Origin of the sequence: Parerythrobacter aestuarii (assembly GCF_030140925.1) — a bacterium.
Lineage (GTDB): Bacteria > Pseudomonadota > Alphaproteobacteria > Sphingomonadales > Sphingomonadaceae > Parerythrobacter > Parerythrobacter aestuarii.
Map to the genome: position 1 here is coordinate 1,915,842 of NZ_JARBWD010000001.1, position 24,436 is coordinate 1,940,277.

Annotated in this window: 25 protein-coding genes and 1 tRNA gene; 11 read left to right on the plus strand and 15 right to left on the minus strand. The window is 61.2% G+C overall.

Features of this window, described 5'->3' with window-relative positions:
* The first annotated feature begins 5 nt into the window (after positions 1 to 5).
* A complete protein-coding gene (gene trmFO / locus QPW08_RS09355) occupies positions 6 to 1,370 on the plus strand; it encodes a methylenetetrahydrofolate--tRNA-(uracil(54)-C(5))-methyltransferase (FADH(2)-oxidizing) TrmFO (protein WP_284125547.1) in 1,365 nt (454 codons plus the stop codon).
* Here the strand turns inward: trmFO and QPW08_RS09360 are convergent.
* The gene (locus tag QPW08_RS09360) at positions 1,367 to 1,828 is read right to left on the minus strand and encodes an EF-hand domain-containing protein (protein WP_284125548.1); all 462 of its coding nucleotides are present in this window, start codon (positions 1,826 to 1,828) and stop codon (positions 1,367 to 1,369) included. The genes trmFO and QPW08_RS09360 overlap by 4 nt on opposite strands.
* A gap of 44 nt (positions 1,829 to 1,872) precedes the next feature.
* The gene (locus tag QPW08_RS09365; protein WP_284125549.1) at positions 1,873 to 2,529 is read right to left on the minus strand and encodes a squalene/phytoene synthase family protein; all 657 of its coding nucleotides are present in this window, start codon (positions 2,527 to 2,529) and stop codon (positions 1,873 to 1,875) included.
* Positions 2,530 to 2,759: 230 nt separating this feature from the next.
* Between QPW08_RS09365 and QPW08_RS09370 the strand changes: the two genes are divergently transcribed.
* The 3 genes from QPW08_RS09370 to QPW08_RS09380 are packed head-to-tail and all read left to right on the plus strand — an operon-like array spanning position 2,760 to position 6,180.
* Entirely contained in the window at positions 2,760 to 4,676 is a 1,917-nt protein-coding gene (locus QPW08_RS09370) for a Tad domain-containing protein (protein ID WP_284125550.1), read from the plus strand.
* Positions 4,676 to 5,263, plus strand: a complete 588-nt coding sequence (locus QPW08_RS09375; protein WP_284125551.1) for a TadE/TadG family type IV pilus assembly protein — start codon at positions 4,676 to 4,678, stop codon at positions 5,261 to 5,263. Before QPW08_RS09370 ends, QPW08_RS09375 begins: the two co-directional genes overlap by 1 nt.
* Positions 5,260 to 6,180: a TadE/TadG family type IV pilus assembly protein gene (locus tag QPW08_RS09380; RefSeq protein WP_284125552.1), complete on the plus strand. Its 921-nt coding sequence runs from the start codon at positions 5,260 to 5,262 to the stop codon at positions 6,178 to 6,180. Before QPW08_RS09375 ends, QPW08_RS09380 begins: the two co-directional genes overlap by 4 nt.
* A 41-nt stretch (positions 6,181 to 6,221) precedes the next feature.
* Here QPW08_RS09380 and QPW08_RS09385 read toward each other — a convergent pair whose 3' ends face one another.
* The 5 genes from QPW08_RS09385 to QPW08_RS09405 all read right to left on the minus strand — a co-directional run bounded on the left by QPW08_RS09385 (position 6,222) and on the right by QPW08_RS09405 (position 10,448).
* Positions 6,222 to 7,595: a pyruvate dehydrogenase complex E1 component subunit beta gene (locus QPW08_RS09385; RefSeq protein WP_284125553.1), complete on the minus strand. Its 1,374-nt coding sequence runs from the start codon at positions 7,593 to 7,595 to the stop codon at positions 6,222 to 6,224.
* A 3-nt stretch (positions 7,596 to 7,598) separates the two neighbouring features.
* The gene (gene pdhA, locus QPW08_RS09390; protein WP_407674556.1) at positions 7,599 to 8,702 is read right to left on the minus strand and encodes a pyruvate dehydrogenase (acetyl-transferring) E1 component subunit alpha; all 1,104 of its coding nucleotides are present in this window, start codon (positions 8,700 to 8,702) and stop codon (positions 7,599 to 7,601) included.
* Positions 8,703 to 8,845: 143 nt separating this feature from the next.
* Entirely contained in the window at positions 8,846 to 9,199 is a 354-nt protein-coding gene (locus QPW08_RS09395) for an FtsB family cell division protein (RefSeq protein ID WP_284125554.1), read from the minus strand.
* Positions 9,200 to 9,296: 97 nt separating this feature from the next.
* Complete coding sequence (locus QPW08_RS09400; protein ID WP_284125555.1) at positions 9,297 to 9,926, minus strand: carboxymuconolactone decarboxylase family protein; 630 nt, start codon at positions 9,924 to 9,926, stop codon at positions 9,297 to 9,299.
* Positions 9,927 to 10,448, minus strand: a complete 522-nt coding sequence (locus tag QPW08_RS09405; RefSeq protein WP_284125556.1) for a VOC family protein — start codon at positions 10,446 to 10,448, stop codon at positions 9,927 to 9,929.
* Between the two features lie 150 nt (positions 10,449 to 10,598).
* Here QPW08_RS09405 and hppD point away from each other — a divergent pair, with 150 nt between their 5' ends.
* The 5 genes from hppD to QPW08_RS09430 all read left to right on the plus strand — a co-directional run bounded on the left by hppD (position 10,599) and on the right by QPW08_RS09430 (position 15,696).
* A complete protein-coding gene (gene hppD, locus QPW08_RS09410; RefSeq protein ID WP_284125557.1) occupies positions 10,599 to 11,702 on the plus strand; it encodes a 4-hydroxyphenylpyruvate dioxygenase in 1,104 nt (367 codons plus the stop codon).
* Complete coding sequence (locus tag QPW08_RS09415) at positions 11,699 to 12,256, plus strand: VOC family protein (protein ID WP_284125558.1); 558 nt, start codon at positions 11,699 to 11,701, stop codon at positions 12,254 to 12,256. The genes hppD and QPW08_RS09415 overlap by 4 nt, the downstream gene beginning before the upstream one ends.
* A 95-nt stretch (positions 12,257 to 12,351) precedes the next feature.
* Entirely contained in the window at positions 12,352 to 13,494 is a 1,143-nt protein-coding gene (locus QPW08_RS09420) for a hypothetical protein (RefSeq protein ID WP_284125559.1), read from the plus strand.
* 60 nt (positions 13,495 to 13,554) lie between these two features.
* Positions 13,555 to 14,466: a mechanosensitive ion channel family protein gene (locus tag QPW08_RS09425; RefSeq protein WP_284125560.1), complete on the plus strand. Its 912-nt coding sequence runs from the start codon at positions 13,555 to 13,557 to the stop codon at positions 14,464 to 14,466.
* Positions 14,467 to 14,478: 12 nt separating this feature from the next.
* Positions 14,479 to 15,696 carry an MFS transporter gene (locus tag QPW08_RS09430; protein ID WP_284125561.1) on the plus strand — a complete coding sequence of 406 codons (1,218 nt, stop codon included), beginning with the start codon at positions 14,479 to 14,481 and terminating at the stop codon, positions 15,694 to 15,696.
* On the opposite strand, the gene QPW08_RS09435 is transcribed toward QPW08_RS09430, so the two are convergent.
* The 5 genes from QPW08_RS09435 to grxC all read right to left on the minus strand — a co-directional run bounded on the left by QPW08_RS09435 (position 15,684) and on the right by grxC (position 18,264).
* The gene (locus QPW08_RS09435) at positions 15,684 to 16,418 is read right to left on the minus strand and encodes a DUF1499 domain-containing protein (RefSeq protein WP_284125562.1); all 735 of its coding nucleotides are present in this window, start codon (positions 16,416 to 16,418) and stop codon (positions 15,684 to 15,686) included. The two genes, QPW08_RS09430 and QPW08_RS09435, sit on opposite strands and share 13 nt — an antisense overlap.
* 26 nt (positions 16,419 to 16,444) lie before the next feature.
* Positions 16,445 to 16,521 (minus strand) — tRNA-Arg (locus QPW08_RS09440).
* 151 nt (positions 16,522 to 16,672) lie between these two features.
* The gene (locus tag QPW08_RS09445) at positions 16,673 to 17,155 is read right to left on the minus strand and encodes a DUF1178 family protein (RefSeq protein ID WP_284125563.1); all 483 of its coding nucleotides are present in this window, start codon (positions 17,153 to 17,155) and stop codon (positions 16,673 to 16,675) included.
* A complete protein-coding gene (locus QPW08_RS09450; RefSeq protein WP_284125564.1) occupies positions 17,152 to 17,979 on the minus strand; it encodes a carbon-nitrogen hydrolase family protein in 828 nt (275 codons plus the stop codon). The genes QPW08_RS09445 and QPW08_RS09450 overlap by 4 nt, the downstream gene beginning before the upstream one ends.
* An 18-nt stretch (positions 17,980 to 17,997) precedes the next feature.
* Positions 17,998 to 18,264 (minus strand): glutaredoxin 3, encoded by a 267-nt coding sequence (grxC, locus tag QPW08_RS09455; RefSeq protein WP_284125565.1) that lies wholly within the window; start codon positions 18,262 to 18,264, stop codon positions 17,998 to 18,000.
* Between the two features lie 164 nt (positions 18,265 to 18,428).
* On the opposite strand from grxC, the gene QPW08_RS09460 reads away from it, so the two are divergent.
* A complete protein-coding gene (locus tag QPW08_RS09460) occupies positions 18,429 to 18,899 on the plus strand; it encodes an Hsp20 family protein (protein WP_284125566.1) in 471 nt (156 codons plus the stop codon).
* A 385-nt stretch (positions 18,900 to 19,284) separates the two neighbouring features.
* On the opposite strand, the gene QPW08_RS09465 is transcribed toward QPW08_RS09460, so the two are convergent.
* From QPW08_RS09465 to tpiA, 3 genes are all read right to left on the minus strand, one after another.
* Positions 19,285 to 20,919 carry a CTP synthase gene (locus tag QPW08_RS09465; RefSeq protein ID WP_284125567.1) on the minus strand — a complete coding sequence of 545 codons (1,635 nt, stop codon included), beginning with the start codon at positions 20,917 to 20,919 and terminating at the stop codon, positions 19,285 to 19,287.
* A gap of 91 nt (positions 20,920 to 21,010) precedes the next feature.
* A complete protein-coding gene (secG, locus tag QPW08_RS09470) occupies positions 21,011 to 21,391 on the minus strand; it encodes a preprotein translocase subunit SecG (RefSeq protein ID WP_284125568.1) in 381 nt (126 codons plus the stop codon).
* 70 nt (positions 21,392 to 21,461) lie between these two features.
* Positions 21,462 to 22,226 (minus strand): triose-phosphate isomerase, encoded by a 765-nt coding sequence (gene tpiA, locus QPW08_RS09475; RefSeq protein WP_284125569.1) that lies wholly within the window; start codon positions 22,224 to 22,226, stop codon positions 21,462 to 21,464.
* Between the two features lie 194 nt (positions 22,227 to 22,420).
* Between tpiA and QPW08_RS09480 the strand changes: the two genes are divergently transcribed.
* A complete protein-coding gene (locus QPW08_RS09480; protein WP_284125570.1) occupies positions 22,421 to 24,361 on the plus strand; it encodes a peptidylprolyl isomerase in 1,941 nt (646 codons plus the stop codon).
* The last annotated feature ends 75 nt before the right edge of the window (positions 24,362 to 24,436 follow it).

Sequence of the window (24,436 nt, forward strand, 5' to 3'; positions counted from 1 at the left end):
CCGCCATGAGCGATGTCAATATTATCGGAGGCGGTCTCGCCGGTTGTGAAGCGGCGTGGCAACTCGCGCGGCGCGGCTACAAGGTGCGCCTGTCGGAAATGCGTGGATCAGGTGAGATGACGCCTGCTCACCAGACCGATGGCCTGGCCGAACTGGTATGCTCCAACAGCTTTCGTAGCGATGACAGCGACAAGAATGCAGTCGGCTTGCTCCACCACGAAATGCGTGCGCTCGACAGTATCATCATGCGTGCGGGTGAAAAGGCACGCGTTCCGGCCGGTAGCGCGATGGCGGTTGATCGCGATGTTTTCTCGGCCGAGGTCCAACGCACGCTGGACGAACATCCCAATGTCACGATTGTGCGCGAACGGGTCGATGCATTGCCGGCATCGGGGCATACGATCGTCGCAACCGGCCCGCTGACTGCGCAGGCACTGGCAGACAGTATTGTCAAGGCTACCGGGCAAGAGCGGCTGGCCTTCTTCGATGCGATTGCTCCGATCGTCCACCACGACAGCATCGACATGTCGAAATGCTGGATCCAGTCGCGCTGGAACAAGCGCACCGAAGCGTCGAATGCAGACGGCGACTATATCAACTGCCCAATGACCAAGGAGCAGTATCTCGCCTTCCACCAGGGGCTGATGGACGGCGAGAAGACGGAATTTCGCGAGTGGGAGAAGGACACCCCGTATTTCGATGGCTGCATGCCGATCGAAGTCATGGCAGCGCGCGGGGTCGAGACGCTACGCTATGGCCCGATGAAGGGCGTGGGCCTCGATAATCCCTACGATACGTCCGAAGACTTCCCTCAGGGTCGCTGGCCCTATGCGGTCGTGCAGCTGCGGCAGGACAACAAGCTGGGCACATTGTGGAACATGGTCGGCTTCCAGACCAAGTTGAAATATGCAGCGCAGGTCGACCTGTTCCGCACCATACCGGGGCTGGAGAATGCCGAGTTCGCGCGTCTGGGCGGCTTGCATCGCAACACTTTCCTCAATTCCCCGATGGTGCTGGATCGGCAATTGCGGCTGAAGGACGCCGGGCATATCCGCTTTGCCGGGCAAGTGACCGGGTGCGAAGGCTATGTCGAAAGTTCGGCGGTGGGCCTGATGGCGGGGATGATGGTAGCAGCCGAACTGGGCGGGGAGCCTTGGCAAGCACCGCCGGCAACCACTGCGCTGGGAGCCTTGCTTTCGCACATTACCGGCGATGCCGAGGCCGCAACCTACCAGCCGATGAACATCAATTTCGGATTGTTCCCGCCCTTGCACGAGGTGAAGAAGAAGGCCCGCAAGGAAGCCTACACTGCACGCGCCAAGGCCGATCTCGCTGAGTGGATCGCAGGTGTGGAACGCGTCCCTGCCTAGCAGTTGCAGCGTTTCTTGGGCTTGCGCTTGGGGGCGGTGGTGGCGAATTCCTCAGGTGTCAGCTCAAGGTCACCATTGGCATCTGCACCCTCGAAGCGTTTGACGGTGGCAACGGCCCATTCCTCGAATGTGAGCAAGTTGTTGCCGTCAACGTCGAGCTTGCGGAAGCTGCTGGTGCGCGAAGAGAGCATCTCGCGGCGGGTGATCTTCAGGTCGCGATTGCGGTCATAGAGAAAGAATCGCCGCTGCTCGCGCGTCAGTTCCGTAGCCTCCGGAGGTTCGGGCCCTTCCAGGTCGGTGACATCGGCGACCGGCAAGGTATCTTCGGCCGGTGTTTCGACCGGGATTGGCAACGGCGGCGGTGCCCCGGTTTCGACCACGGCCCTGCCCTGCCACCAGAACAACCCAACACCAACCAGCAAAAGCGCCCCGACAGCGCCGAGTACCACACGATTCATCGCGTGCTCCCTCGTTCCAACGCTGTCCTCGTGTGCAGCCTAACCTAACGCCCGAAAATGCCAACCCGCATGGCAAGCCCGAGCGAGGCCGGTCCTGACAACAAGGGTTTTCCAAGTCGGTGGGCCCGCAATGCGAGCGCTGCAAGGACGGCAAGCGGACGCAACGACCTGAAGGCAGCAGGATCGATGGATGCAATATCGCTTCCTTCCACATCCCAAGTGCTCGCAAGCGCATCGCCAGGCAGCCGGTCAGCGATATCGGCGAGCGCCCACAGCCGCCCCGCTGCCAACAGCTCCTCTTGTTCGCAGCCATTATGGAGCTTTCCTGCCACTGCCAGCCACCCTGCCGCGCGCCCCGTTGCGAAATCCGCCAGTGTCTGCGGACCGATTGTCTCTGCGGCGAACAACGCTTCCCACCCGTCGACCAACGCCGACAAATGCGCGCGTTCCAGCCCCAGCCGTACAAGCTCCTGCAGCAACGGTTCGCCACGCGGCCACGCGTCGAAGTTCCTGGCAAACTGGTCACGCCACCAGGCCAGCTTCATCTGGGCAATGATCGGCTCGCTCGCTTGCGACCCGATCCGCGACAAGCGGGTATCCAGCGCAAAGATTGCTGCATAGGCAGGGCGATCAGCCGCAGGTGCATAGGCCAGCGCCAAGCGCAATGGTGCAGCAAGGTGTTCGGGGTTGGTCGGGTCCACGGCCCTCCCCATCCGCGCAGCGCCCCTGCAAAGTCAAGCATGGCGATCAGAGATGGGTTGATTCGACTGGCTCAGCCTTAACCATCTGCTTACCCTCACACACTATTGCAGGTCCTTGAGATTGCCACTCCGGGTCGCTGACCTTTCTCGCCATTCCCGACCAATGAACAAATTAACCATTCCCGTTGAGGATGCGCTTACCGGTCGGGCTTATGGCGCAGGATGTGATCATGCGCATGCCATCCTTCCCCTGCACTGAGCGAGGATTCCTCTCGCGCATTGCCCGCGACCGGTCCGGCAATACGCTGGCGCTGGTGGCAGCGGCGATGTTGCCGTTGCTCGCCATTGTCGGCAGCGGGGTCGACATGGGCCGCGCCTATGTCGTGCAGACACGCCTGCAACAGGCCTGCGACGCCGCCACGCTGGCCGCGCGCAAGAAGCTGGGTTCCGAAGTCGTTGTAACCGGAGACGTGCCTGCTGCGGTGGCGGACGTCGGCAACCAGTTCTTCGACCTCAACTTCCAGGATACCAGCTACGCCAGTTACGACCGGACATTCCAGATGACGCTGGAATCCGACTATTCGATCACCGGCCAGGCGAGTCTCAAATTGCCGATGGCGGTGATGCAGGTGTTCGGCAAGGACCAGATGGATATCGCCGTCAACTGCGGCAGCGTGCTCAACTTCAACAATCTCGACATCATGATGTCGATCGATGTCACCGGCTCGATGCGCCACACCAACCCCGGCGACACCATGTCGCGGCTGGATTCGGTGAAGGCGGTGGTCCGCAATTTCCATGGCCAGCTGGAAGGCGCCAAGGCACCCACCACCCGCATCCGCTATGGCTTCGTTCCCTATGCTTCGAACGTCAACGTTGGCGCGCTGTTGCAGGATGACTGGGTCACGACCACCTGGAATTACCAGTCGCGCGAAGAGACTGGGGTCACAATTCCGTCGGTCAGCTATACCGAGTGGAAGAACTGGGTCTACGTCTCTGGCTCCGCGACCGACTGGGCTGAAGAAAGCCGGTATGACGCCAAGTGGAATCCGCCGCCTTCACCCGACCAGGCTGGCTGGTATGAGTGCGACCAACCGGAACCAGCCGAAACCTATAGCTATGTCGATACCTTCGGCGATCCCGTCGTTACAACACAGCTTGACCCACCTGCTGTCGTCACGACCGAACCAGGTACGCGCGTGGAAAACGGCATCCGCTATCGCGACCGGGTCGTTGGCAATCAGTGCATTGTCGAGAAGCGGGTCTACACCGACTACACGAACACGTTTGACAAGGTCACTGTTGTCCCTTCGCTGGACCAGACTCAATACCGCTACGACCAGTTGACCTTTGATGTGTCGGACTGGCGCACGGCGACCGACGGCTGCATCGAAGAGCGCAAGTCCACCCAGCTCACTGATTTCAGCAATGTCGACCTGTCGCAGAACCTCGACCTGGATATCAATACCGTGCCCACTCCGGGTGATCCGGACACGCAATGGCGTCCACACTATCCGAGCCTGATCTATGCCCGCAAAATCTCCAGCGGCGGATCAGGATCGTTCTTCAAGCCTGCGGTCATCACAACCGACAATTACGCGCAAACCGGCTCGTGGTGGTTTTCCGATTGCCCCCCAGCAGCATCGAAGCTGGCCGAGCGAACGCTGGACGAGCTCAACACCTATCTCGATACGCTGGTGCCCTATAGCGCGACCTATCACGATATCGGCATGATCTGGGGTGGGCGCTTGCTCTCGCAGAATGGGCTGTTCGCGGCGGAGAATGCCGACGTATCGACCAGCCAGCCGACTTCGCGCCACCTGATCTTCCTTACCGACGGCCAAACCGAGCCCTACGACCTGGCCTATACCACGTATGGTCTCGAGCCCCTCGACGAGCGCCGCTGGGACAGCTCGATGAGCCTGACACTGCCCGAGACCATCGAAGCGCGCTTCAAATTCGCGTGCGAAGAAGTGAAGAAGAACAGCATCACGGTGTGGATCATCGCTTTCGGCACCTATGCCAACCAGGCGATGAAGGACTGCGCCGGCGAAGGGTATTATTTCGAAGCGAGCGATTCCGTGCAGCTCAACGAAGCCTTTGTTTCCATCGCCAAGTCGATGGGTGACTTGAGGATTTCGAGCTGATGTTGCGCGCGCTCCACTCCCTTTACGACAATCGCGATGGCGTGACTTTCGTCGAGTTCGCCCTGATCTCGCCGGTCCTGTTGATTGCGATGATGGGCGGGCTCGACCTGGCCTTCAATGCCTATACCAGCACCATGCTGCGCGGGGCAGTGCAGGATGCCGCACGCGATGCGACCATCGAGAACTCAAACACCACCGCCCTCGACACACAGGTGACCAACAGCGTCCACAATGTGCTGCCCACTGCCACACTGAGCTTCGATCGCTGGTCTTATGCCTCGTTCTCCGAAATCGCCACGCCAGAGGATTTCAACGATCTCAACGGCGATGGCCTGTGCAATGATGGCGAACCGTTCGAGGATTCCAACGGCAACGGCGTTTATGATCTCGATCGCGCCAAGGCCGGCGACAATGGCGGTGCGCGCGACGTTGTCGTCTATTCGGTAACGATGTCCTATGACCGGCTGTTCCCTGCCCCGGCACTGATCGGCCTGCCCGAGGAATATTCCACCACGGCCACCACCATCGTGCGCAACCAGCCCTATGACAATCTGCGCCCTGCCCCCGCGACGGGGAATTGCGCATGAAGCGGCTGGTCTCACGTCTGCGCAGCCACACCAGCGGCGTCGCCATGACCGAGTTTGCGCTCGCCGCGCCGTTACTGATGACGGCCGGCCTCTATGGTGCGGAAACGACCTGGCTCACAGTCACACACATGCGGGTGAACCAGACGGCACTGGAAATCGCCGACGATGCCTCACGCATCGGCGACCTGTCGACGCTGACCAGCCGCAAGATCTACGAAAGCGACATCAACGAGCTGTTCTACGGCGCGCATCTGGAAAGCGACGAACTCGACCTGTTCACGCATGGCCGGGTGATCCTGAGCAGCCTCGAAGTCTATCCCGACAGCGATCCTGCGCAGCAATACATCCACTGGCAGCGCTGCAAGGGGTCGCTCAACGTCTCGTCAAGCTACGGTCAAACCGGCGATGGTATCGGCGATGCGACCTTCACCGGCATGGGGCCGATCGGCAACAAGGTCATGGCCATGGAAGACGACGCAGTGATGTTCGTCGAGATCGCCTATGACTACCAGCCGCTGTTCGGCGACATTTTCGTTTCCGACCGTCGTATTGTCGGACACGCCGCCTTCAATGTGCGTTCCGACCGCGACCTCTCGCAGGTCTACCAGCGCGACGCCTTCGATCCCGATCCGGTCTCCAGCTGTGGCACCTATGACGGCTTTTCCGGCGGCAGTTTGCCGACGCCGGGCACAGGCGGCGCTGCTGGTGCTTCGGCAGCCCCGGACACTTCCACCACGACCAGCTCAGGCAGTAGCTCGACATCTGGCAGCTCGACGACCAGCGGCTCTTCGACAGGTGGCGCCTCGACTACCGGCGGCTCGTCTTCGGGTGGTGCCTCGAGCAGCGGAGGCCCAAGCTCCACCACCAGCGGCGGCGGAAGCACCGGCTCACCTGCCTTCTTCGGCATGGGATTCTAAAGGCAACCTTCCTGCCCCTGCCGACAAGCGGCCTGAAACATTCAATCCCTGTAGCAGACCTTCTTCGCCGCCGCGACGATGCGGGCGGTGTCGATCAGGGCCAGCTTCTCGAGATTGGCGGCGTAGGGCAGCGGCACATCCTCGTCGGTCACCCGCAGTACCGGTGCATCGAGATGGTCGAAGCCCTCCTCCATGCAGATCGCGGCGATTTCCGAAGCGATCGAGCAGGTCGGCCAGCCCTCTTCCGCGACGATCAGGCGATTGGTCTTGGCGAGTGAATTGAGCACCGTTTCCTTGTCGAGCGGACGCAGCGTTCTGAGGTCGATAACTTCGGCATCGATGCCCTCTTCCGCCAGCTGCTCAGCGGCTTCGAGCGCCCAGCCCACCGCGATCGAATAGCTGACGATGGTCACGTCCGAACCTTCGCGCATGATCCGCGCCTTGCCGATCGGCAGCACGTGGCCGTCAAGCTCGGGCAATTCGAAGCTGCGGCCATAGACCAGCTCGTTTTCGAGGAAGACGACCGGATCATCGCTACGGATCGCCGCCTTCAGCAGGCCCTTGGCGTCCGACGAGTCATACGGCGCGATCACGATGAGGCCGGGCACGCTGGCGTACCACGGGCCATAGTTCTGGCTATGCTGGGCGCCGACACGGCTGGCCGCACCATTGGGGCCGCGGAACACCACGGGGCAGCGCATCTGGCCACCCGACATGTAATTGGTCTTGGCCGCCGAGTTGATGATGTGGTCGATCGCCTGCATGGCAAAGTTGAAGGTCATGAATTCGACCACCGGTCGCAGGCCGCCCATGGCCGCCCCCGCACCGATACCGGCAAAGCCGTACTCGGTGATCGGCGTATCGATCACGCGCTTGGGCCCGAATTCGTCGAGCAGCCCCTGGGTCACCTTGTAGGCACCCTGGTATTCGGCAACTTCCTCACCCATCACGAACACGCGCTCGTCGCGGCGCATTTCCTCGGCCATGGCATCGCGCAGCGCCTCGCGGACGCTGACAGTGGCCATGTTGGTGCCGGCGGGGACTTCGGGATCGTCCTTGGGCTTGCTTGGAGCCGGCCGCGCAGGAGCCTGCTCCCCCGCGGAGGCGGGGGCCTCAGTCGGTTGCGCGCTACTGCCTGAGGTCTCCGCCTTCGCGGAGACTCCGACGTCGTCGCCTTCACCACCAAGCATGGCGATGACCGTGCCCACCTTCACATTCTCGGTCCCTTCGGGGACCAGGATCTTGCCGAGAATGCCGTCATCGACGGCTTCGAATTCCATCGTCGCCTTATCGGTCTCGATCTCAGCGATGATGTCACCGATGGCGATTTCGTCACCTTCGGCTTTGAGCCACTTGGCGAGGGTGCCTTCTTCCATGGTCGGCGAAAGCGCGGGCATTTTGAGTTCGATAGCCATCGATCAATACTCCCCCACCAGCACATCGGTGTAGAGTTCGCTCGGTGCTGGCTCCGGTGAGTTCTCGGCGAAGTCGGCACTTTCGGCGACCTGCGCACGAATAGCCTTGTCGATGGCTTTCAGGTCGTCCTCGCTCTTGCCCTTCTCGATCAGGGTTTTCTTCAAGCCTTCGATCGGGTCATGCTGCTCACGCTGTTCCTGCACTTCCTCGCGGGTGCGGTACTTGGCCGGGTCCGACATCGAGTGCCCGCGATAGCGATAGGTATTGCACTCCATCAGAACCGGGCCATTGCCTTCGCGGACATGCTTGAAGGCGACTTCGGCGGCGGCGCGCACTTCGAGCACGTCCATCCCGTTCACTTCCATGCCGGGGATGCGGAAGGCGGTGCCGCGGCGGTGGAAACGCGTCTCGGCCGAGCTGCGCTTGGATGCGGTGCCCATGGCATACTGGTTGTCCTCGACCACGAACACGATCGGCAGGTTCCACAGCGCTGCCATGTTGAAGGTCTCGTAGACCTGGCCCTGGTTGGCCGCGCCGTCGCCGAAATAGGCGAGGCACAGCCCGCCATCTTCGTTGTACTTATGCGCGAAAGCGAGCCCTCCGCCGAGCGCCACCTGCGCGCCGACAATGCCGTGGCCACCGTAGAATTTGTGCTCGGTGCTGAACATGTGCATCGAACCGCCCTTGCCCTTGGAAATGCCGGCTTCACGGCCCGTCAGCTCGGCCATGATGACCTTGGGATCGATGCCATAGGCGAGCATGTGGCCATGGTCGCGATAGCCGGTGATGACGCTGTCCTTGTCCCCGTCGAGCGCCGACTGCAGGCCAATGGCTACCGCTTCCTGCCCGATGTAGAGGTGGCAGAAGCCGCCGATCAGACCGAGGCCGTAGAGCTGCCCTGCCCGCTCCTCGAAGCGACGGATGAGCAGCATCTGCTCATAGAAATGGAGCAGCTCCTCGTCGCTGGCCTTGTAGCGCTTGTTCTTCTCGAACTCCTCTTGCAGGCTGTGCAGGATAAAGTCCTCGTCCTGCATCGCGCCGCTGGTGGCGGGCTTGGCAGCAGGCGTCTTTTTTGCAGGCGTCTTGCGAGTGCTGGCTTTAGCCAAGAGATCAATCCTCCGATGAGTCCCGGCGTCCTGGGGAGGTGGATGCCTTGAGCAGGCCTATAAGACCAAGGGGCGCGCGCGCGCAACGCTTGGCAGCGTTTGACGTTACGGAAATACCTATGCGCGGGGAAAGTTCAGTCTTTTCAGCCTTCAGGGGTCAGCTCAAGAACGACTTCGTCAGGATGGACAACATTGAGGTTCTTGCGGACGATCTCTGTCGCCATGTCCGGATCGACATTGTCGGGATCCAGTGCATCAACGCGGGTCTTGAGCGCATCGCGTTCTTCCAGGAGCACAGCGATCTGGCCTTGCCGCTGCTCGAGCAACTGGGCCTCTTCACTCCATGCGAGGAGACCGCTGGGGCCGAAAACGGCCAGGCCCGCCATGAGCAGCAGCGCGACAAGCGCCAGCCCGTGGGTGAACTGCTCCCGCGGCAGTGTGATCTTGTGCCCCTCTCGCGTCATGAAGACGACAGAATCAGCTTTGATTCGCAGCATCAAGCCGTCTTTCCAGAATTGCGACGAAACGAGTCAGGCATGAGTCGAACCGTGCACGATAAGCCGCCGATTCGCCAGCCGACCCAACGCACAATCGTCACTGGCGAACGAATTCATCGGGGGAGAAGTCTTCCGGCGCATCGACTTCGACAATCGGCTCATCACGGTCGTCGAATTCGGTGTGGAGCGCCCGGCTCATTACGGCGTGCATCAGGTACATCGACGTGATGTAGGTCAGCTCGAGAATCTGCTCGTCGTCGAGATGCTCCTTGAGTTCGTCAAACAGCGCATCGGCAACCCTGCCCCGGTGCGACACGAGCCGGTCGCAATAGGCCAGAACGACGCGTTCGCGCTGATCGAAACATTCGGCAGTTTCCCACTGCGGGATCGCTGCGATCTTCCCTTCGCTCACACCTAACCCGCGCAAGGTCTTGCACTGCTGCGAAAACACGAACTGGCTTTCCGTCGCGTAACCAGCCAATGCCTGTCCATAGGTGCGCAGCACGGGATCGAGCTTGCGCTTCGGGCTGCGATAGTAGGCGAAGCCGTGCACCGCATGCTGGAACGCTTCCGGAGAGTTGGCGAAGACCGTCCACCAGTCTCCCGGCGTCCCGGTCGAAGTGCCGGGCTCTGCCACCGGGTCACGCTCCCCAAACAGCAGGCGATAGATCGGCAGCACCTTCTCAGGGTCGGCCTCGGCCTTGGGGACTTGCCTCAGGCGCGGCATCTAGGCCTCGACCGTCGCTGGTTCATGGCGGATATCACCGGGCGTGAATTCTTTCGTCAGTGCCGCGAACTCCAGCATGATGCCATTGGGATCGGTGAAATAGACCGAACGCACGAAGACGCCTTCATGCATCTCGGGTGCAACACCGCCCGGGCTGTCATCATGATTCACTACAGCAGGCGTGAACGGCACACCTGCTTCCTCCAGCCGCACCAGAGCAGCTTCGAGTTCGCTTTCGGCCATGTTGAAGGCAAGATGGTTCATCGAACCGACCGCAGTCTTCGCATCATAGGGGAACTGCTTGACTGAAGCGATGCCGGGCGCGGCAGGCGGCATCTCAGGCCACCAGAAAAACGCCACCAGTGATCCGCCACCACAATCGAAGAAGAAATGCTGCCCGCCGTCGGGAAGCGCCACGGTCTTGACCAGCGGCATATGCAGGATCTCGGTATAGAAGCGTACGGTTTCCGCCATGTCGCGGCAAACCAGCGCGATGTGATTGATGCCATGCGTCCGGATCATATCGTCCCCTCTCCCGTTAGTCTTGCACATACCACCACCAGCGTACGGCTGACAATTTCAAGCGGCCAACCCTCTTGCATTTTTGCAGTTCAGCGAATATAGTTTCGTTTGAAACCAGTTTGAACAGATACCGAATTTCAGGAGATCCCCATGGCAGACCTTTTCGAGAACCCCGCTGGCCTCGACGGATTCGAGTTCGTCGAATTCTGCGCGCCGGAAAAGGGCCAACTCGAACCGGTGTTCGAAGCGATGGGCTTCACCCATGTCGCCACTCACAGGTCCAAAGACGTGCACCTGTGGCGCCAGGGCGGCATCAACCTGATCGCCAACTATGAGCCGCGCAGCGCAGCCTGGTTCTTTGCCCGCGAACATGGCCCCTCGGCCTGCGGCATGGCCTTCCGCGTGCGTGACGCTCGGAAGGCCTATGACCACCTGATCGCCAAGGGTGCCGAACCGGTCCAGGTCCAAACCGGCCCGATGGAACTGCACATCCCCGCCATCCGCGGCATCGGCGGCGCGATCCTCTACCTGGTCGATCGCTATGCAGACGAGGCAGGTGACGGCCTTTCCATCTACGATATCGATTTCGAATATTTGCCGGGCGTCGAAAAGCACCCAGTCGGTGCGGGCTTCAAGCTGATCGATCACCTGACCCATAACGTGTATGGTGGCCGCATGAAATACTGGGCGGACTATTACGAGACGCTCTTCAACTTCCGCGAGATCCGCTTCTTCGACATCAAGGGCGAGTATACCGGCCTGACCTCCAAGGCGCTGACGGCGCCCGACGGCAAGATCCGCATCCCGCTCAACGAGGAAGGCGAAGGCGGCAAGGGACAGATCGAAGAGTTCCTGCGTGAGTTCAACGGCGAAGGCATCCAGCACATTGCACTCATCTGCGACGACTTGCTGAAGTGCTGGGACAACCTCAAGGACCTCGGTGTGCCGTTCATGACCGCACCGCCGGAAACATATTACGAGATGCTGTCCGAGCGCCTTCCCGGTCACGGCGAAGACGAGAGCGAACTCAAGATGCGTGGCATCCTGCTCGACGGCACCACCGAAGGCGGCCATCCGCGACTGCTGCTCCAGATCTTTGCCGAAGCACAGGTCGGCCCGGTGTTCTTCGAGTTCATCCAGCGCAAGGGCGACGAAGGCTTCGGCGAAGGCAACTTCAAGGCGCTGTTCGAAAGCATGGAACGCGACCAGATTCGCCGCGGCGTGCTGGAAGTCGAAGGAGAACCGGCAGAATGAGTGCGGTAAAGCCCAGCGGCATCCACCACGCCGCCTATCGCTGCAAGGACGCGAAGGAGACCGTCGAATGGTACTCGCGCGTGCTCGGGATGGAATACACCACCGCCTTTGCCGAGGACCATGTGCCCTCCACCGGCGAATACGATCCCTACATGCATGTCTTCCTCGATGCGGGTAACGGGAACATCCTGGCGTTCTTCGAGTTACCCAACCAACCCACGATGGGACGTGACGAGAACACGCCTGCATGGGTCCAGCATCTCGCCTTTCGGGTCGCATCGGAAGACGAACTGCTGAAGGCCAAGGACCACATTGAATCGCAAGGCATTGATGTCCTTGGCCCTACCCACCACGGGATCTTCAAGTCGATCTACTTCTTCGATCCGAACGGCCACCGCGTCGAGCTGGCGGCGGACATCGGCACCGAAGAGCAATATGCCGAGCTCAAGCGGGTCGCCCCGCTGATGCTCGACGAATGGAGCGAGACCAAGAAGGCCCCGCGCCACGCCGACTGGCTGCATGAGATAGCCCGCAAGGAACATGGCGTAGACTAAGTTTGCCCGAGGGCCCGCGGCAAGGCCCCCTTGCCCTTCGCTGCAGCCGTTGTTAACGTTCCCAACCGAAGAAGTCTTGTCTCGGGGGGGAACCCATGGTCGCGTTCAGATTCGCCAGGTTGGCGCTGCTTTCGTTTGCCCTTGCGCTGGTTTCGCAACCAGCATCCGCTCAGTCACTGTCGCCCGAACTCAAGGCGTTGGAAGAGCAATTGCCTGGCCGGCTGGTCAACGATCCTTCACGGATCGACTGGGACAGCTACGGGCCGGAATTCCATGCCGAATCCATCGTCGACGAAAGCATTCCGGGCGGTGGCGCGGCGCGGCGATTTCACGTCAAGCAGGCATCGGAATTCATCTACGCTGCCGGGACCAACATCCCGCTGATCCGCAACGTGAAGCGCGGGGATACTGTTACGATCGGTTTCTACGCCCGCACTCTCGAAAGCAGCGAAAGCAGCGGCAAGGGTATCCTGCGGGTCCGCTTCCAGAAGGATGCCGCGCCCTACCCCGGTTTTGGCGAACAGACGCTGGAGATCGGGACCGAATGGGACTGGTACGAAGTGACGGCTTCGGCAGAACAAGGGCTGGATCGCAAGAATGGCATCGTCGCCATCCAGTTCGGCCGGACCAGGCAGGTGCTGGAAATCGGGCAGGCTATCGTGATCACCGGTGCCAGCTCGATCATCGGCCGGACTGCGCCCCAACCGGAACCAGCGGTCGCACCGCTTGCCGCACCAGAGCTGCCCAAGCCGCTGCAGGGCCTGGGTACGTTGATCAACGATCCGACCGATCGCGATTGGGGCTTTGCCGCCACTGAGGGGGTCGTCGGTGTCGAGGAATATGACGACAGCACCATCTGGCTAGGCAAGACCACGCGCCTGTCGACAGTGCCCAGCACGGACGAAACCGCTGGCGTCGATGCCTTGGTCAGCCTCAACCACCCCGTCGGAAAAGGGGACGAGATCCTCGTCGCGCTCGCAGCCAAGACCGTGACCAGCCCGACCGGAGACGGCAAGGCGACGCTGGGCGTGCGTTTCTTTGCACCGGCTGCCGGTGAGACCTTCGGGGAAGCTGTCGTCGGGGTCGGCGATGCCTGGCAACTCGTGCGCTTCGTCACCAAGGCCGATCGAAACATGACTGCGCGTGAGGCCATGGTCGGCCTGCGGATTACCGGAGGCACCCAGGCCATCGACGTCGGCCCCGTTTACGTTCTTCGGACAGGAACCTCGGTCGAATAGCTCCGCTTCGGAACCCGGCAGGCAACATTCCGTTGGAATACCGATAGATAAGGGGATTCCATGACGATTACTGCCAGTGCCGGGGCCGAACAGGGCCTCGAACAAACGTTCGATACGCTCGCTACTTTGCAAGACCAGTTGACCGGTATGGCCGACGGTGCCGTGCGCGCCTTGCCCGGGCTCGTAATCGCCCTTGTGATCCTGTTCGTGACGTGGATCGCAGTGAAGATTGCCCTGCGTGCTGCGACCAGGGTCATGGACAGGACGGACATGCGCCCGAGCCTGCGCAACCTGGTCAGGACGCTGGTAAAGCTGGCGATCTGGCTGCTCGGCCTGATGGTTGCTCTGATCGTCGTTATGCCGGGCCTCACCCCTGCTAGTCTTATTGCCGGGCTCGGAATCGGCGCCGTTGCCATCGGTTTCGCCTTCCAGGACATCTTCGAGAACTTTCTCGCCGGCGTGCTGATCATGCTGCGCGAGAAGATGCGCATCGGCGACGTGATCGAATGCGAAGGCATCACCGGCAAGGTCGAGCATATCACCCTGCGCGAGACCTATGTCCGCAAGCTGTCGGGCGAAGTGACGCTGGTGCCCAATTCCATGCTGTTCAAGAATCCGGTCGAGATCCTGACCGACGAGGTCCAGCGCCGGCATGAAGTGGTGGCGGGCGTTTCCTATGATACCGATCTCGACCACGCGGCGGAAGTCATCCGCAAGGCCGTGGAAGGCGTAGAGGAAGTCGATACCGACAAGGGCATCGATGTCTTCGCTTGCGAGTTCAACTCCAGTTCGGTCGATTTCAAGGTCCGCTGGTGGGCCGGGTCAAAGCCTCGCGACGGGCATGAAAGCCGTGATCGCGTGATCCGCGCTGTCAAACGCGCGCTGGACGATGCGGGGATCGAGATCCCCTTCCCCTACATCACCCATACCTTCAAGGAAGCGGTTCCGCTTGGGAAGGCCGCCGAAAGCTGATAGCCGCATCGAGTGGCTGATCAGGACCTATCCCCTTCCCCGACCGATGCGCACGCAAGCCTGAGTCGGCGGGACACGGCGCTGTTGGCCTTGCTCAGCGGTGTGACGGTGGCCAACGCCTACTACATCCACCCGATCATCGCCGAGGTCGGCGAACACTTCGATGTCTCTCCCGCACAGATCGGGCTGGTCCCAGCCTTCAACCAGATGGCGTTGGCGCTGGGCATCTTCCTGCTGCTGCCGTTGGGAGACCGGATCAGCAACCGGACGCTTTCGATAGTCCTTGCATCGCTGCAGACTCTGGCGCTGCTGGTCATGGCTGTCGCGCCCAGTTTTGCAGTCTTCGTGACCGCTTCGACCCTGCTCGGGTTCGTCACTATCGTGCCCTATCTCGTTCCTGCCTATGCCTCAAAGCGAGCGCCAGCCAAGGAACTTGGGCGCGTAACCGCTTTCCTTACTGCTGGGGTGATCGTCGCGATCCTGCTCGCTCGGGTGGGTGCCGGCATTATCGCCCACTGGGCCGGCTGGCATATGGTCTATGCCGTCGCAGCAGTGCTGATGGCCGGTGTGACCATGGCCATTCCGTTCATCATGGAAGGGCGCGCAAAGGACAGGCCTCCTCCTCCAAGCATCGGCTATTTTGCGCTGGTTGGCTCAACGCTGACCCTGCTCGCCAAATATCCGCGCGTGATCCTGTCCGGCGCGATCCAGGCGCTCAATTTCGGCATGTTCCTGGTCGTTTGGCTGGGCCTCGCCTTCCATCTCACCAGCGCCGAGATGGGCTATGGCACCGACACGGTGGGCTATCTCGCCGCGATCACCGTGGTCAGCATATTCGCGACTCCGCGCCTTGGCCGTTGGGCCGACCGCGTCGGGCCCTATCGTGCAAGGCTGATCCTGAGCACGGTGCAAGCGTTCGGGATCCTGCTCTACTGGCCAACCGGATCGAGCCTGTGGCTGCTGATGATCCCGCTTATGATCACCAACATCGTCGGCCCCACGATAGATGTCGCCGGGCGCATGACCTTTTTATCTCTCGAACCAGCTATCAGGACCCGGCTCATGACCGGCTACATCATCCTCATGTTCTCAGGCGCAGGCATCGCCAGCTGGGGTGCGCCGGTAGCCTATGACATTGGGCAATGGCACGGCATCGCTGGGCTATGTGCCGCGATGTCGCTAACTATCGTCCTGCTCAGCTGGCTGGGGCTGAGGTCTCAGGATTCCTGAAGTGCGGCCAGGAACTCACGGATCCGCTTGGCATTCTCGCCGAGGTCGCTGATGCCCACCCTGCTGATCGACCGCATGTCGACCAGTGTTTCGCCATTTTCCAACGGCACGGCACGCAGCACCACGATGTCCTCGAACTTGATCCAGGACGCATAGGCCACTGCTTCGAAGCGTCCTTCATCCGGCGCGACGGCTGCGATGGTCCAGCCGCGTTCCTTTGCCAGCTCTTCGGCCTTGGCGACGACCGCTGCGGGCGTCGCATTCACCGTGACAGGCGTCAGGTCGCTGTAGCCCTCAGCGTGTGCTTCTTTCCAGGCTTCAACGGTATCGACGCCCCGGAGGTTGTCTTCCGGGATCGCCAGCTCGACAAATTCGGGAGGGTTCTCGAGGTCGGTCGTTGCGTCGTGGATGTAGGGATATTCAGCAGCAGTGCTGCGCAGCAGCGAAAGCCCGCCGAAAGCGGCGGCACCGATAACGACTGCCAACACCGCTTTGCGTGCAGCCGGCCAGCCCGAACGCCAATTCATGACGAGGGCCACAAGGCCAAGCACCGCCACGCCGCCACCAGCCATTGCCGAATAGACGAACGACATGAAGCCCGGCAGCTTGCCGATCACATCGAAGCGCGCCAGCGTCGTACCGGCCAGCGCGATCACGACAATCGCGATACCAAGCCAGAATGCGAGCGCGCTGGCGCGGCGGGTCCATGGGCTGTCGTTCATTGTCGTTCTCTCCCCGAAGAAACTGGTGGTGCGCCCGACAGGATTCGAACCTGTGGCCCCCAGATTAGGAATCTGGTGCTCTATCCGACTGAGCTACGGGCGCCCCTTGTGGCCGTTTAGCAGCGTTCACTTGACGCGCAAGAACGGTCCGTAGGACCGCAAGCGCGACTGCGCGCCCGCAGCGATTAGGCCGTCAGGCTTCTGGAGCGAGGATTTCGCACACCCGGAGGAGTGTGCGGACTACAATAAACTCATCAGTTGAGATCGTCGGGATCGGCAACCGGGATCAGCAGCGGGGCGACATTGATGCCCTCTTCAGCGAGTTCCTTCGCCTCTTCGGGCGTCGCCTTGCCGTGGATCAGCGCTTCGTCACGCTCGCCATAGTGCATCTCGCGCGATTGCTTGGCGAATTCCTTGCCGACCCAGGTGCTGTCCTTGATGGTCTCCGCCTGGACCTTCGCCAGCGCTTTCATCGCTTCGACGAGCTTGGGCGGGAGCGACTGCTCCCCCGCACCCCCACTAACTGCGGAGGACCGGTCATCCTTCGAGGAAAGCTCGCTGCGTGTATTGCCCTTGGCCGGGACAGCAGGTGCCATCGGTGCCTTGTCGACCTTTTCGCAGCCGCATTCCGGGCAAAGCAGCCAGCCTTTCTCGCGCTGGTCTGCGAAGTCGCTGGTCGAGCGGAACCAGCCTTCGAAACGGTGGCTGTTGGAACAGGCGAGGTCGAATACGATCATGGCGCGGGTGATTTAGGGATATCGCGGCGGTTGGCAAGGCTTGGCACTTGGGCGCGGACTTCGGCGATGCGGCCGAGGTCAATGTCGGCGAAGCCTAGGCCTGGCGCTTCACCGCCCATATCGAGCAGGACTTGCCCCCACGGATCGACCACCAGGCTGTGGCCATAGGTGACGCGACCATCTGGATGCTTGCCCACCTGCGCTGCTGCCACAACAAAGGCACTGGCCTCGATAGCACGTGCTCGCTGCATGACATGCCAATGCGCCTTGCCGGTCGGGACGGTGAACGCAGCGGGAATGGCAATGACGTCGCATTTCCGCTGACCCAGTTCTTCGAAAAGCGCCGGAAAGCGCAGGTCGTAGCAAATCGTCAGCCCGAGCCGCCCCACAGGTGTTTCGGCAGTGACGACTTCACTGCCTGCCCGATAGGCATTCGATTCCCGCCAGCTCTCACCACTGGCAAGATCGACGTCGAACATATGCATCTTGTCATATCGGGCAGCGATTTCACCATGCGGATTGATGAGCAATGACCGGTTGGACCACTTGCCTTCGCCCGTGTTTAGCGCAAGCGAGCCGATCGCGACCCAGATCGCATGCGTCTTCGCAGCGGCTTTTGCCTTGCTCAGGACGACGTCGTCATCCTCGGTCCGGATGTTTTCCGCACCGCGTTGGCGGTCGCGGTCAAGCAAGCCAGTCATTTCCGGCGTAAACAGCATCACCGCACCACCTTCGGCCGCGGCAGCGATATGCTGTTCCAGCACCAGGGCATTGGCATCGGGATCGATCCCCGATTGCATCTGGGCAACGGAAATGCGGATCATGAGTAGATCATGCGGGTCTCAACTGCCCGCCAACAGCGCGTCGAGCTTGCCGTCACGCTCCAGCGCGTGGAGCTCGTCAGAGCCGCCGACATGCGTTTCGCCGATAAAGATCTGCGGCACCGTGCGCGCCATCGGCGCGCGTTCCATCATCTCGTCACGCTTGGGGCCGCCCATGGTGATGTCGAACTCGTTGTAGCTGACGCCTTTCTCATCGAGCAGGCGCTTGGCCCGGAAGCAATAGCCGCAGCCGAACTTGGTGTAGATGTCGATTTTCACTTCAGACATTGAAAATCCTTGTTTTTCATTCCTTTGTGGGTTCTTGAAACCCGATAATCCGCTCCTATATCGTCGATGTGGAGCGGGGCCGCAATGGGCCGCTTCACAGACTTAACGGAATGCCGCCGAGCCGGGTTCCGCAGAGACCAGATTGCTCATTGGAGGATTTGCATATGTCACGTCTTGATTTCACCCCCTATCGCCGCAGCACCGTCGGTTTTGACCGCCTGTTCGACATGCTGGAAAGCAATGTCCGCCAGGGCGGCAGCGATAACTATCCGCCGTTCAATATCGAAAAGCGTGGCGATGACGACTATCGCATCACGCTCGCGATCGCTGGCTTCCGTCCCGGCGACCTCGATATCACGGCCCAGCAGAACCTGCTGACCATCACCGGCAAGAAGCGCGATGAAACCGTCGACGGCGAAATGCTGCACATCGGTATCGCCAACCGCGGGTTCGAGCGCCGCTTCGAGCTGGCCGACTATGTCCGCGTTGCCAACGCCGACCTTTCCGACGGCCTGCTGGTAATCGATCTGGTGCGCGAAGTGCCGGAAGCGATGAAGCCGAAGAAGATCCTGATTGGAGACCAGAAGACACTGAATGTGGTCGATGGCGACAAGAAGGACACCGACGCCGCCTGATCTTCCGTAAGGGCTGAAATGAACAAGGGCCTGCCCTCATGCGAGGGTAGGCCCTTTTGCCGTCACGACGTCATGCGATGCGGTCGAGGTGTGGGGCGGACCCGCTTGAAGATCCGCCCCGCGACGATTCACGCCGCCTCGTCCGTCTCTAACCGTCCGGGTCGCAGAAGACGATCAAAGCCGGGACAAGCTCACAAACTCGGTAAGCGCGACCCCCGTTTAGTCAGTTGCGATCAGCAACTGTGCCACCTTCATGCGTTGGTACCCTCAAAAGATAAAGAGGTGACCCGCAAAAATGGTAACCATTGGCCTACTATGGGTAGTCCGGCTGAGCGAATATTGCACAAACGCGACACTTTGCCGCATAAATGAAATTAGTTAATGCTCACACGAGTCGCGACTGGTGCAGCGCAGCCTTGATGAACCCGGAAAAAAGCGGGTGCGGGTCGAACGGCTTCGACTTCAGCTCGGGGTGAAACTGGACGCCGACGAACCACGGGTGATCCGGACGCTCGACGATTTCGGGCAGCAGGCCGTCAGGCGACATGCCGGAGAAGATCAGGCCTTGCCCTTCCAGTGCATCGCGGTAGGCCGCATTGACTTCATAGCGATGGCGGTGGCGCTCCGAAATCATGCTCGCGCCGCCATAGATAGCGCTGACATGGCTGTTGCCGGCCAGTTTGGCATCATAGGCCCCGAGCCGCATGGTCCCACCCAGGTCGCCGCCCGCCTCGCGGGTTTCCAGCCCTTCTTCAGTCATCCATTCGGTGATGATGCCCACCACCGGCTCTTCAGTCTCGCCAAATTCGGTCGAGCTGGCCTTGGCATGGCCTGCTGAACGGGCTGCTTCGACGCAGGCCATCTGCATGCCGAGGCAGATACCGAAGAACGGCACGCCGCGCTCGCGTGCGAAGCGAACGCTGGCGATCTTTCCTTCGCTGCCGCGCTCACCAAAACCGCCGGGAACGAGAATCCCGTGCATCGGCTCGAGCTGGGCCGCGATATCGCTATCGTCCTGCTCGAAGATTTCAGCATCGATCCAGCGGATATTGACCTTCACCCGGTTGGCCATCCCGCCGTGGACCAGTGCTTCGTTCAAGGACTTGTAGGCATCCTGCAGCCCGACATATTTTCCGACCACGCCGATGGTGACTTCGCCTTCCGGGTGGAAGTAGCGGTCCGTGACATCGTTCCACGCCGACAGATCAGGGGCCGGTGCATCGGTAATACCGAACCCGCGCAGCACCTCGGCGTCGAGGCCTTCCTCGTGATACTGCAGCGGAACCGAATAGATCGACGGCGCATCGAGTGCCGGGATGACCGCTTCCTTGCGGACGTTACAGAAGTTGGCGATTTTCTGCCGCTCGCCATCGGGCAGAGGGTGCTCGCAGCGGCACAGCAGCACGTCCGGCTTGATGCCCAGGCTCGCCAGTTCGCGTACCGAGTGCTGGGTCGGCTTGGTCTTCAGTTCGCCGGCCGCCGCAATATAGGGCACCAGCGTGACATGGACGCTGAGCGTCTGGTTGGGTTCGAGCTCGTTCCGCAGCTGGCGAATCGCTTCCATGAACGGCAGCGACTCGATGTCGCCCACGGTCCCGCCGATCTCGCATAAGATAAAGTCGAGATCGTCCTGGTCGGCCAGCGCGAAATTCTTGATCGCGTCGGTGACATGGGGGATCACCTGTACCGTCGCACCGAGATAGTCACCGCGCCGTTCCTTGGCGATGATGTCCTGATAGACGCGCCCCGACGTGATGTTGTCGCTCTGGCGCGCCGAGACGCCTGTGAAGCGTTCGTAGTGTCCCAGGTCGAGGTCGGTCTCGGCCCCATCGTCCGTGACATAGACTTCGCCATGCTGATACGGGCTCATCGTGCCCGGATCGACGTTCAGATAGGGGTCGAACTTGCGAATGCGGACCTTGTAGCCGCGCGCCTGCAGCAACGCGCCAAGCGATGCCGCCATGAGACCTTTTCCGAGCGAGGAGACCACGCCGCCGGTGATGAAAATATACCGCGCCATGGGAGTTGGGCCTTAAGCTGAGGAATGGATTCGGCGCAAGCGGAATGACGAGCCTGTCGCCCGCAATCCACATATTGCTTGCCGGTTGTGCTTATTCGGATGCTGGAGCGAGCGGATCACCAGCGGATTCCGGTGCCGCTTCTCCTGCCGGTGCAGCAACGCCATCGGCCGGGGCCGCCAGCGGATCCGGCTCGGCAGCGGGAACGGAGCGATCGAGCGTCGATTCGATATCCGAATCACCGGTCGTCTCAACGGCGACCGCTGCCAGGGCAATCGAAAGGCTCACGAAAGCCACCGCCAGCCACTTGGTCGTGCGGCTGAGAAAATCGGCCGCACCGCGTGCGCTCATCATGCCACCGGGACTGCCGCCGATACCAAGGCCACCGCCTTCGCTACGCTGCATCAGCACCACGCCGACCAGCGCAGCAGCGACAATGGTCTGGACAACGAACAGGAATATGAAAAGCGACATGGATGTTTTCCGAAAAGCTCAGCTGCCCGCGCATCTAGGAGCGCAGGAGCGCTGAGACAAGGTTTGACGCTTACTGGTCTTCGCCGTCACCGGCAGCCAGAGCGATGTTCATGAAGCTGTCGGCCGTCAGGCTGGCACCGCCAACGAGCGCTCCACCAACATTTTCGACCGACAGGATTTCGCGGGCATTCTCGGGTTTCACCGACCCGCCATAGAGGATCCTTACCAGCCCGCCCTGCTCTTCCCCGAACTTCTCGACGAGAAAAGCGCGGATGGATGCATGCATGGCAGCAATATCGTTGAGGGTGGGCGTGCGACCGGTGCCGATGGCCCAGATCGGCTCGTAAGCGATGGTCAGGCGATCGCCTGGCTCTTCGATCTCTTCCGGCAGCGACAGGCGCAGCTGGTTGAGCACGAACTTCTCGTGCTTGCCTTCCTCGCGCTTTTCCTCCGGCTCACCGCAACACAGGATCACGTTTAGCCCGGCACCCAAGGCCGATTCGACCTTGGTACGAACCAGTTCGTTCGATTCGCCATGGTCCTGTCGCCGCTCGCTGTGGCCGAGGATCACGAACTTGGCCCCGGCATCGGCCGCCATGACTGCAGAGATGTCACCGGTATGTGCGCCTTCCACGCCCGGATGACAGTCCTGCGCGCCTACGGCAATCTGTTCGGCTTCGCGGTGAACGGCGTGGATCAACGTGTAAGGCGGAGCAACAGCCACTTCGACCTTCATGTAACGCTGCGCAGCGCGGTCGATCGCGCGGGCTTCGGAAAGCATTGCGCGAGTACCGTTCATTTTCCAGTTGCCGACAATATAAGGTCGGAGAGACATGTGTTCGTCCTGCAATTGTTCTTTGCGCAGTTAGATAGCGCGTCGGGGGCCGGGTCCGCTAGCCGACCCTGACGATCCAGTCAAAACCCTTTGCGACCTGTTGCGGCTGGGTCGCAGCCCCTCTAAGGCGTTGCCCAGACGCGCGGATGCCCCCACATTGCGCGCAACCCTTATTGCCTTGGATATGCGTTCCCATGATCAATACGTTCCGCAAGTTCTTCCAGTCGAAGATCGGTATCGGTGTGACCCTTGCCTTCCTCGCGCTGATCGCCGTCGCCTTTGCCAGTGCCGACGTATCGGGATCGGGTACGTTCGGCGGGGTGTCGGGTGGAGACAGGGTGGCAGTTGTCGGCAATGAAAAGGTCGGCACCGCAGATCTGCGCCGGGCAGCCGAAACTGCGGTTGACCAGCTAAGGCAGAACGATCCGACGCTTTCCATGCCGGCCTTCATCGGACAGGGCGGGCTCGACCGCGTGGTCGATACTTTGCTTGATCGAGTGGCAATCGCCGAGTTCGGCCGGAAATACGGCATCCGCGCCGGCGACAACCTTATCAACAGCGAAATTCGCCGGATTCCCGCTTTTCGTGGAGCCGACGGCAATTTCGATGAAGAAGCCTATCGCGGCGCCATCTCTCGCCAGGGGCTGACCGATGCGCTGGTGCGCGATGATCTGGGAGACAGCCTCATCGCCCAGCAAGTCGTTCAACCGAGCGGCTACGGAGCGGTCATCCCGAACAAGCTCGCGAGCCGCTATGCTGCGTTGTTCAAGGAACGCCGCAAGGGCGCCATCGGCCTGCTGGAAAGCTCGGCCTATGCCCCGACCAAGGATCCGAGCGAAGACCAGCTCGCGAAATACTACGGTGCCAACCGGGACGATTATATTCGCCCTGAACGCCGCATAATCCGCTACGCAACCTTCGGAGCCGACGCTGTAGGAGACATCGCTGCACCAACGCAGGCGGAGATCGCCGCTCGCTACGAAGAGGATTCGGCGCTTTATGCGGCCAGCGAAGAACGCACGCTCAAGCAATTGATCCTGCCGACCCGTGCCGCAGCCGAATCGATCCGCGAACGCGTCCAGGGTGGTGCGTCACTGGAAGCGGTGGCGCGCGAAGCAGGTCTCGAAGCCGCCACGCTCGGCCCGATTTCGCGTTCCGATTTTGGCACGCAGGCTTCGGCAAATGTCGCGACTGGCGCATTTGCCGCAGAGCTCGGGCAGGTCGCCGCCATCAACCGTAGCGGGCTCGGTTGGCATGTCGTCAGGGTCGACGGCATCGACCGCAAGCCAGGACGCTCGCTCGAGCAGGCACGTAGTGAGATCATTGCGACGTTGACCGAGGAAAAGCGCCGCGTCGCGTTCAACGAGCTCGCAGCCGATATCGAGGATCGTTTCGCTGATGGGGAATCGCTGACCGATGTAGCGAAAACAGTAGGCGTGGAAATCCAGTCGACAAAACCGCTGACAGGAGCCGGAATCGTTTACGGTTCGAACGGCGAACAGGCGCCTGAGATCCTGCGCCGCGCGCTTTCTACCGCATTCCAGATGGATGAAGGCGAGCCCCAGCTTGCCGAGGCCATTCCCGGCCAGACGTTCCTGCTGTTCGAAGCTGGCGACATCACCCCGTCTGCCTCCGCACCGCTGTCGGAGATTCGCGACCAGGTGATTGCCGACTGGCGCCGCGCCGAAGGGGCCAAGCTGGCCAAGACTGCGGCTGACCGGGTCATGAAGCGTGTCAAAGGCGGCCAGTCGCTCGCGGCGGCAATCCAGGCCGAGAACAAGCGTTTGCCTAGTGTGGATCAGCTCAATCTGACCCGCGAAGACCTTTTGCAGCGCCAGCAGAGGGTACCCGCTCCGCTCGCGCTGTTGTTCAGCATGGCGCAGGGCACGCAGAAAAAACTCGAAGGGCCCCGCAACATGGGCTGGTTCGTCATCGACCTCGACAGCATCGAGGCAGGGGCCATCAGCCCCAGCGACCCGCTGTTTCAGCAGGCCAAGATCCAGTTCTCTCGTGCAGCTGGCGACGAGTATTCGCAGCAGCTGAGCAAGGCCATTCGGAAAGACGTCTCGGTCGAAAAGAACGACACTGCCATCGAAGCCGTGCGGCGCCAGCTGACCGGCGAAGCCCAGCAGTAGGGGGCCATCCTGTCCACAGCCGGCCTTCGCAACCGCGATGCAGCGCGTGTCCAGCTGGAAACGGGCCAGCCGGCG

Bases quoted from the DNA above. Each gene is read 5' to 3' on its own strand.
- trmFO (WP_284125547.1), top strand. From the start codon at position 6: ATGAGCGATGTCAATATTATCGGAGGCGGTCTCGCCGGTTGTGAAGCG.
- QPW08_RS09360 (WP_284125548.1), bottom strand. From the start codon at position 1,828: ATGAATCGTGTGGTACTCGGCGCTGTCGGGGCGCTTTTGCTGGTTGGT.
- QPW08_RS09370 (WP_284125550.1), top strand. From the start codon at position 2,760: ATGCGCATGCCATCCTTCCCCTGCACTGAGCGAGGATTCCTCTCGCGC.
- QPW08_RS09375 (WP_284125551.1), top strand. From the start codon at position 4,676: ATGTTGCGCGCGCTCCACTCCCTTTACGACAATCGCGATGGCGTGACT.
- QPW08_RS09380 (WP_284125552.1), top strand. From the start codon at position 5,260: ATGAAGCGGCTGGTCTCACGTCTGCGCAGCCACACCAGCGGCGTCGCC.
- QPW08_RS09385 (WP_284125553.1), bottom strand. From the start codon at position 7,595: ATGGCTATCGAACTCAAAATGCCCGCGCTTTCGCCGACCATGGAAGAA.
- QPW08_RS09395 (WP_284125554.1), bottom strand. From the start codon at position 9,199: ATGCTGCGAATCAAAGCTGATTCTGTCGTCTTCATGACGCGAGAGGGG.
- QPW08_RS09400 (WP_284125555.1), bottom strand. From the start codon at position 9,926: ATGCCGCGCCTGAGGCAAGTCCCCAAGGCCGAGGCCGACCCTGAGAAG.
- QPW08_RS09405 (WP_284125556.1), bottom strand. From the start codon at position 10,448: ATGATCCGGACGCATGGCATCAATCACATCGCGCTGGTTTGCCGCGAC.
- hppD (WP_284125557.1), top strand. From the start codon at position 10,599: ATGGCAGACCTTTTCGAGAACCCCGCTGGCCTCGACGGATTCGAGTTC.
- QPW08_RS09415 (WP_284125558.1), top strand. From the start codon at position 11,699: ATGAGTGCGGTAAAGCCCAGCGGCATCCACCACGCCGCCTATCGCTGC.
- QPW08_RS09420 (WP_284125559.1), top strand. From the start codon at position 12,352: ATGGTCGCGTTCAGATTCGCCAGGTTGGCGCTGCTTTCGTTTGCCCTT.
- QPW08_RS09425 (WP_284125560.1), top strand. From the start codon at position 13,555: ATGACGATTACTGCCAGTGCCGGGGCCGAACAGGGCCTCGAACAAACG.
- QPW08_RS09435 (WP_284125562.1), bottom strand. From the start codon at position 16,418: ATGAACGACAGCCCATGGACCCGCCGCGCCAGCGCGCTCGCATTCTGG.
- QPW08_RS09445 (WP_284125563.1), bottom strand. From the start codon at position 17,155: ATGATCGTATTCGACCTCGCCTGTTCCAACAGCCACCGTTTCGAAGGC.
- QPW08_RS09450 (WP_284125564.1), bottom strand. From the start codon at position 17,979: ATGATCCGCATTTCCGTTGCCCAGATGCAATCGGGGATCGATCCCGAT.
- grxC (WP_284125565.1), bottom strand. From the start codon at position 18,264: ATGTCTGAAGTGAAAATCGACATCTACACCAAGTTCGGCTGCGGCTAT.
- QPW08_RS09460 (WP_284125566.1), top strand. From the start codon at position 18,429: ATGTCACGTCTTGATTTCACCCCCTATCGCCGCAGCACCGTCGGTTTT.
- QPW08_RS09465 (WP_284125567.1), bottom strand. From the start codon at position 20,919: ATGGCGCGGTATATTTTCATCACCGGCGGCGTGGTCTCCTCGCTCGGA.
- secG (WP_284125568.1), bottom strand. From the start codon at position 21,391: ATGTCGCTTTTCATATTCCTGTTCGTTGTCCAGACCATTGTCGCTGCT.
- tpiA (WP_284125569.1), bottom strand. From the start codon at position 22,226: ATGTCTCTCCGACCTTATATTGTCGGCAACTGGAAAATGAACGGTACT.
- QPW08_RS09480 (WP_284125570.1), top strand. From the start codon at position 22,421: ATGATCAATACGTTCCGCAAGTTCTTCCAGTCGAAGATCGGTATCGGT.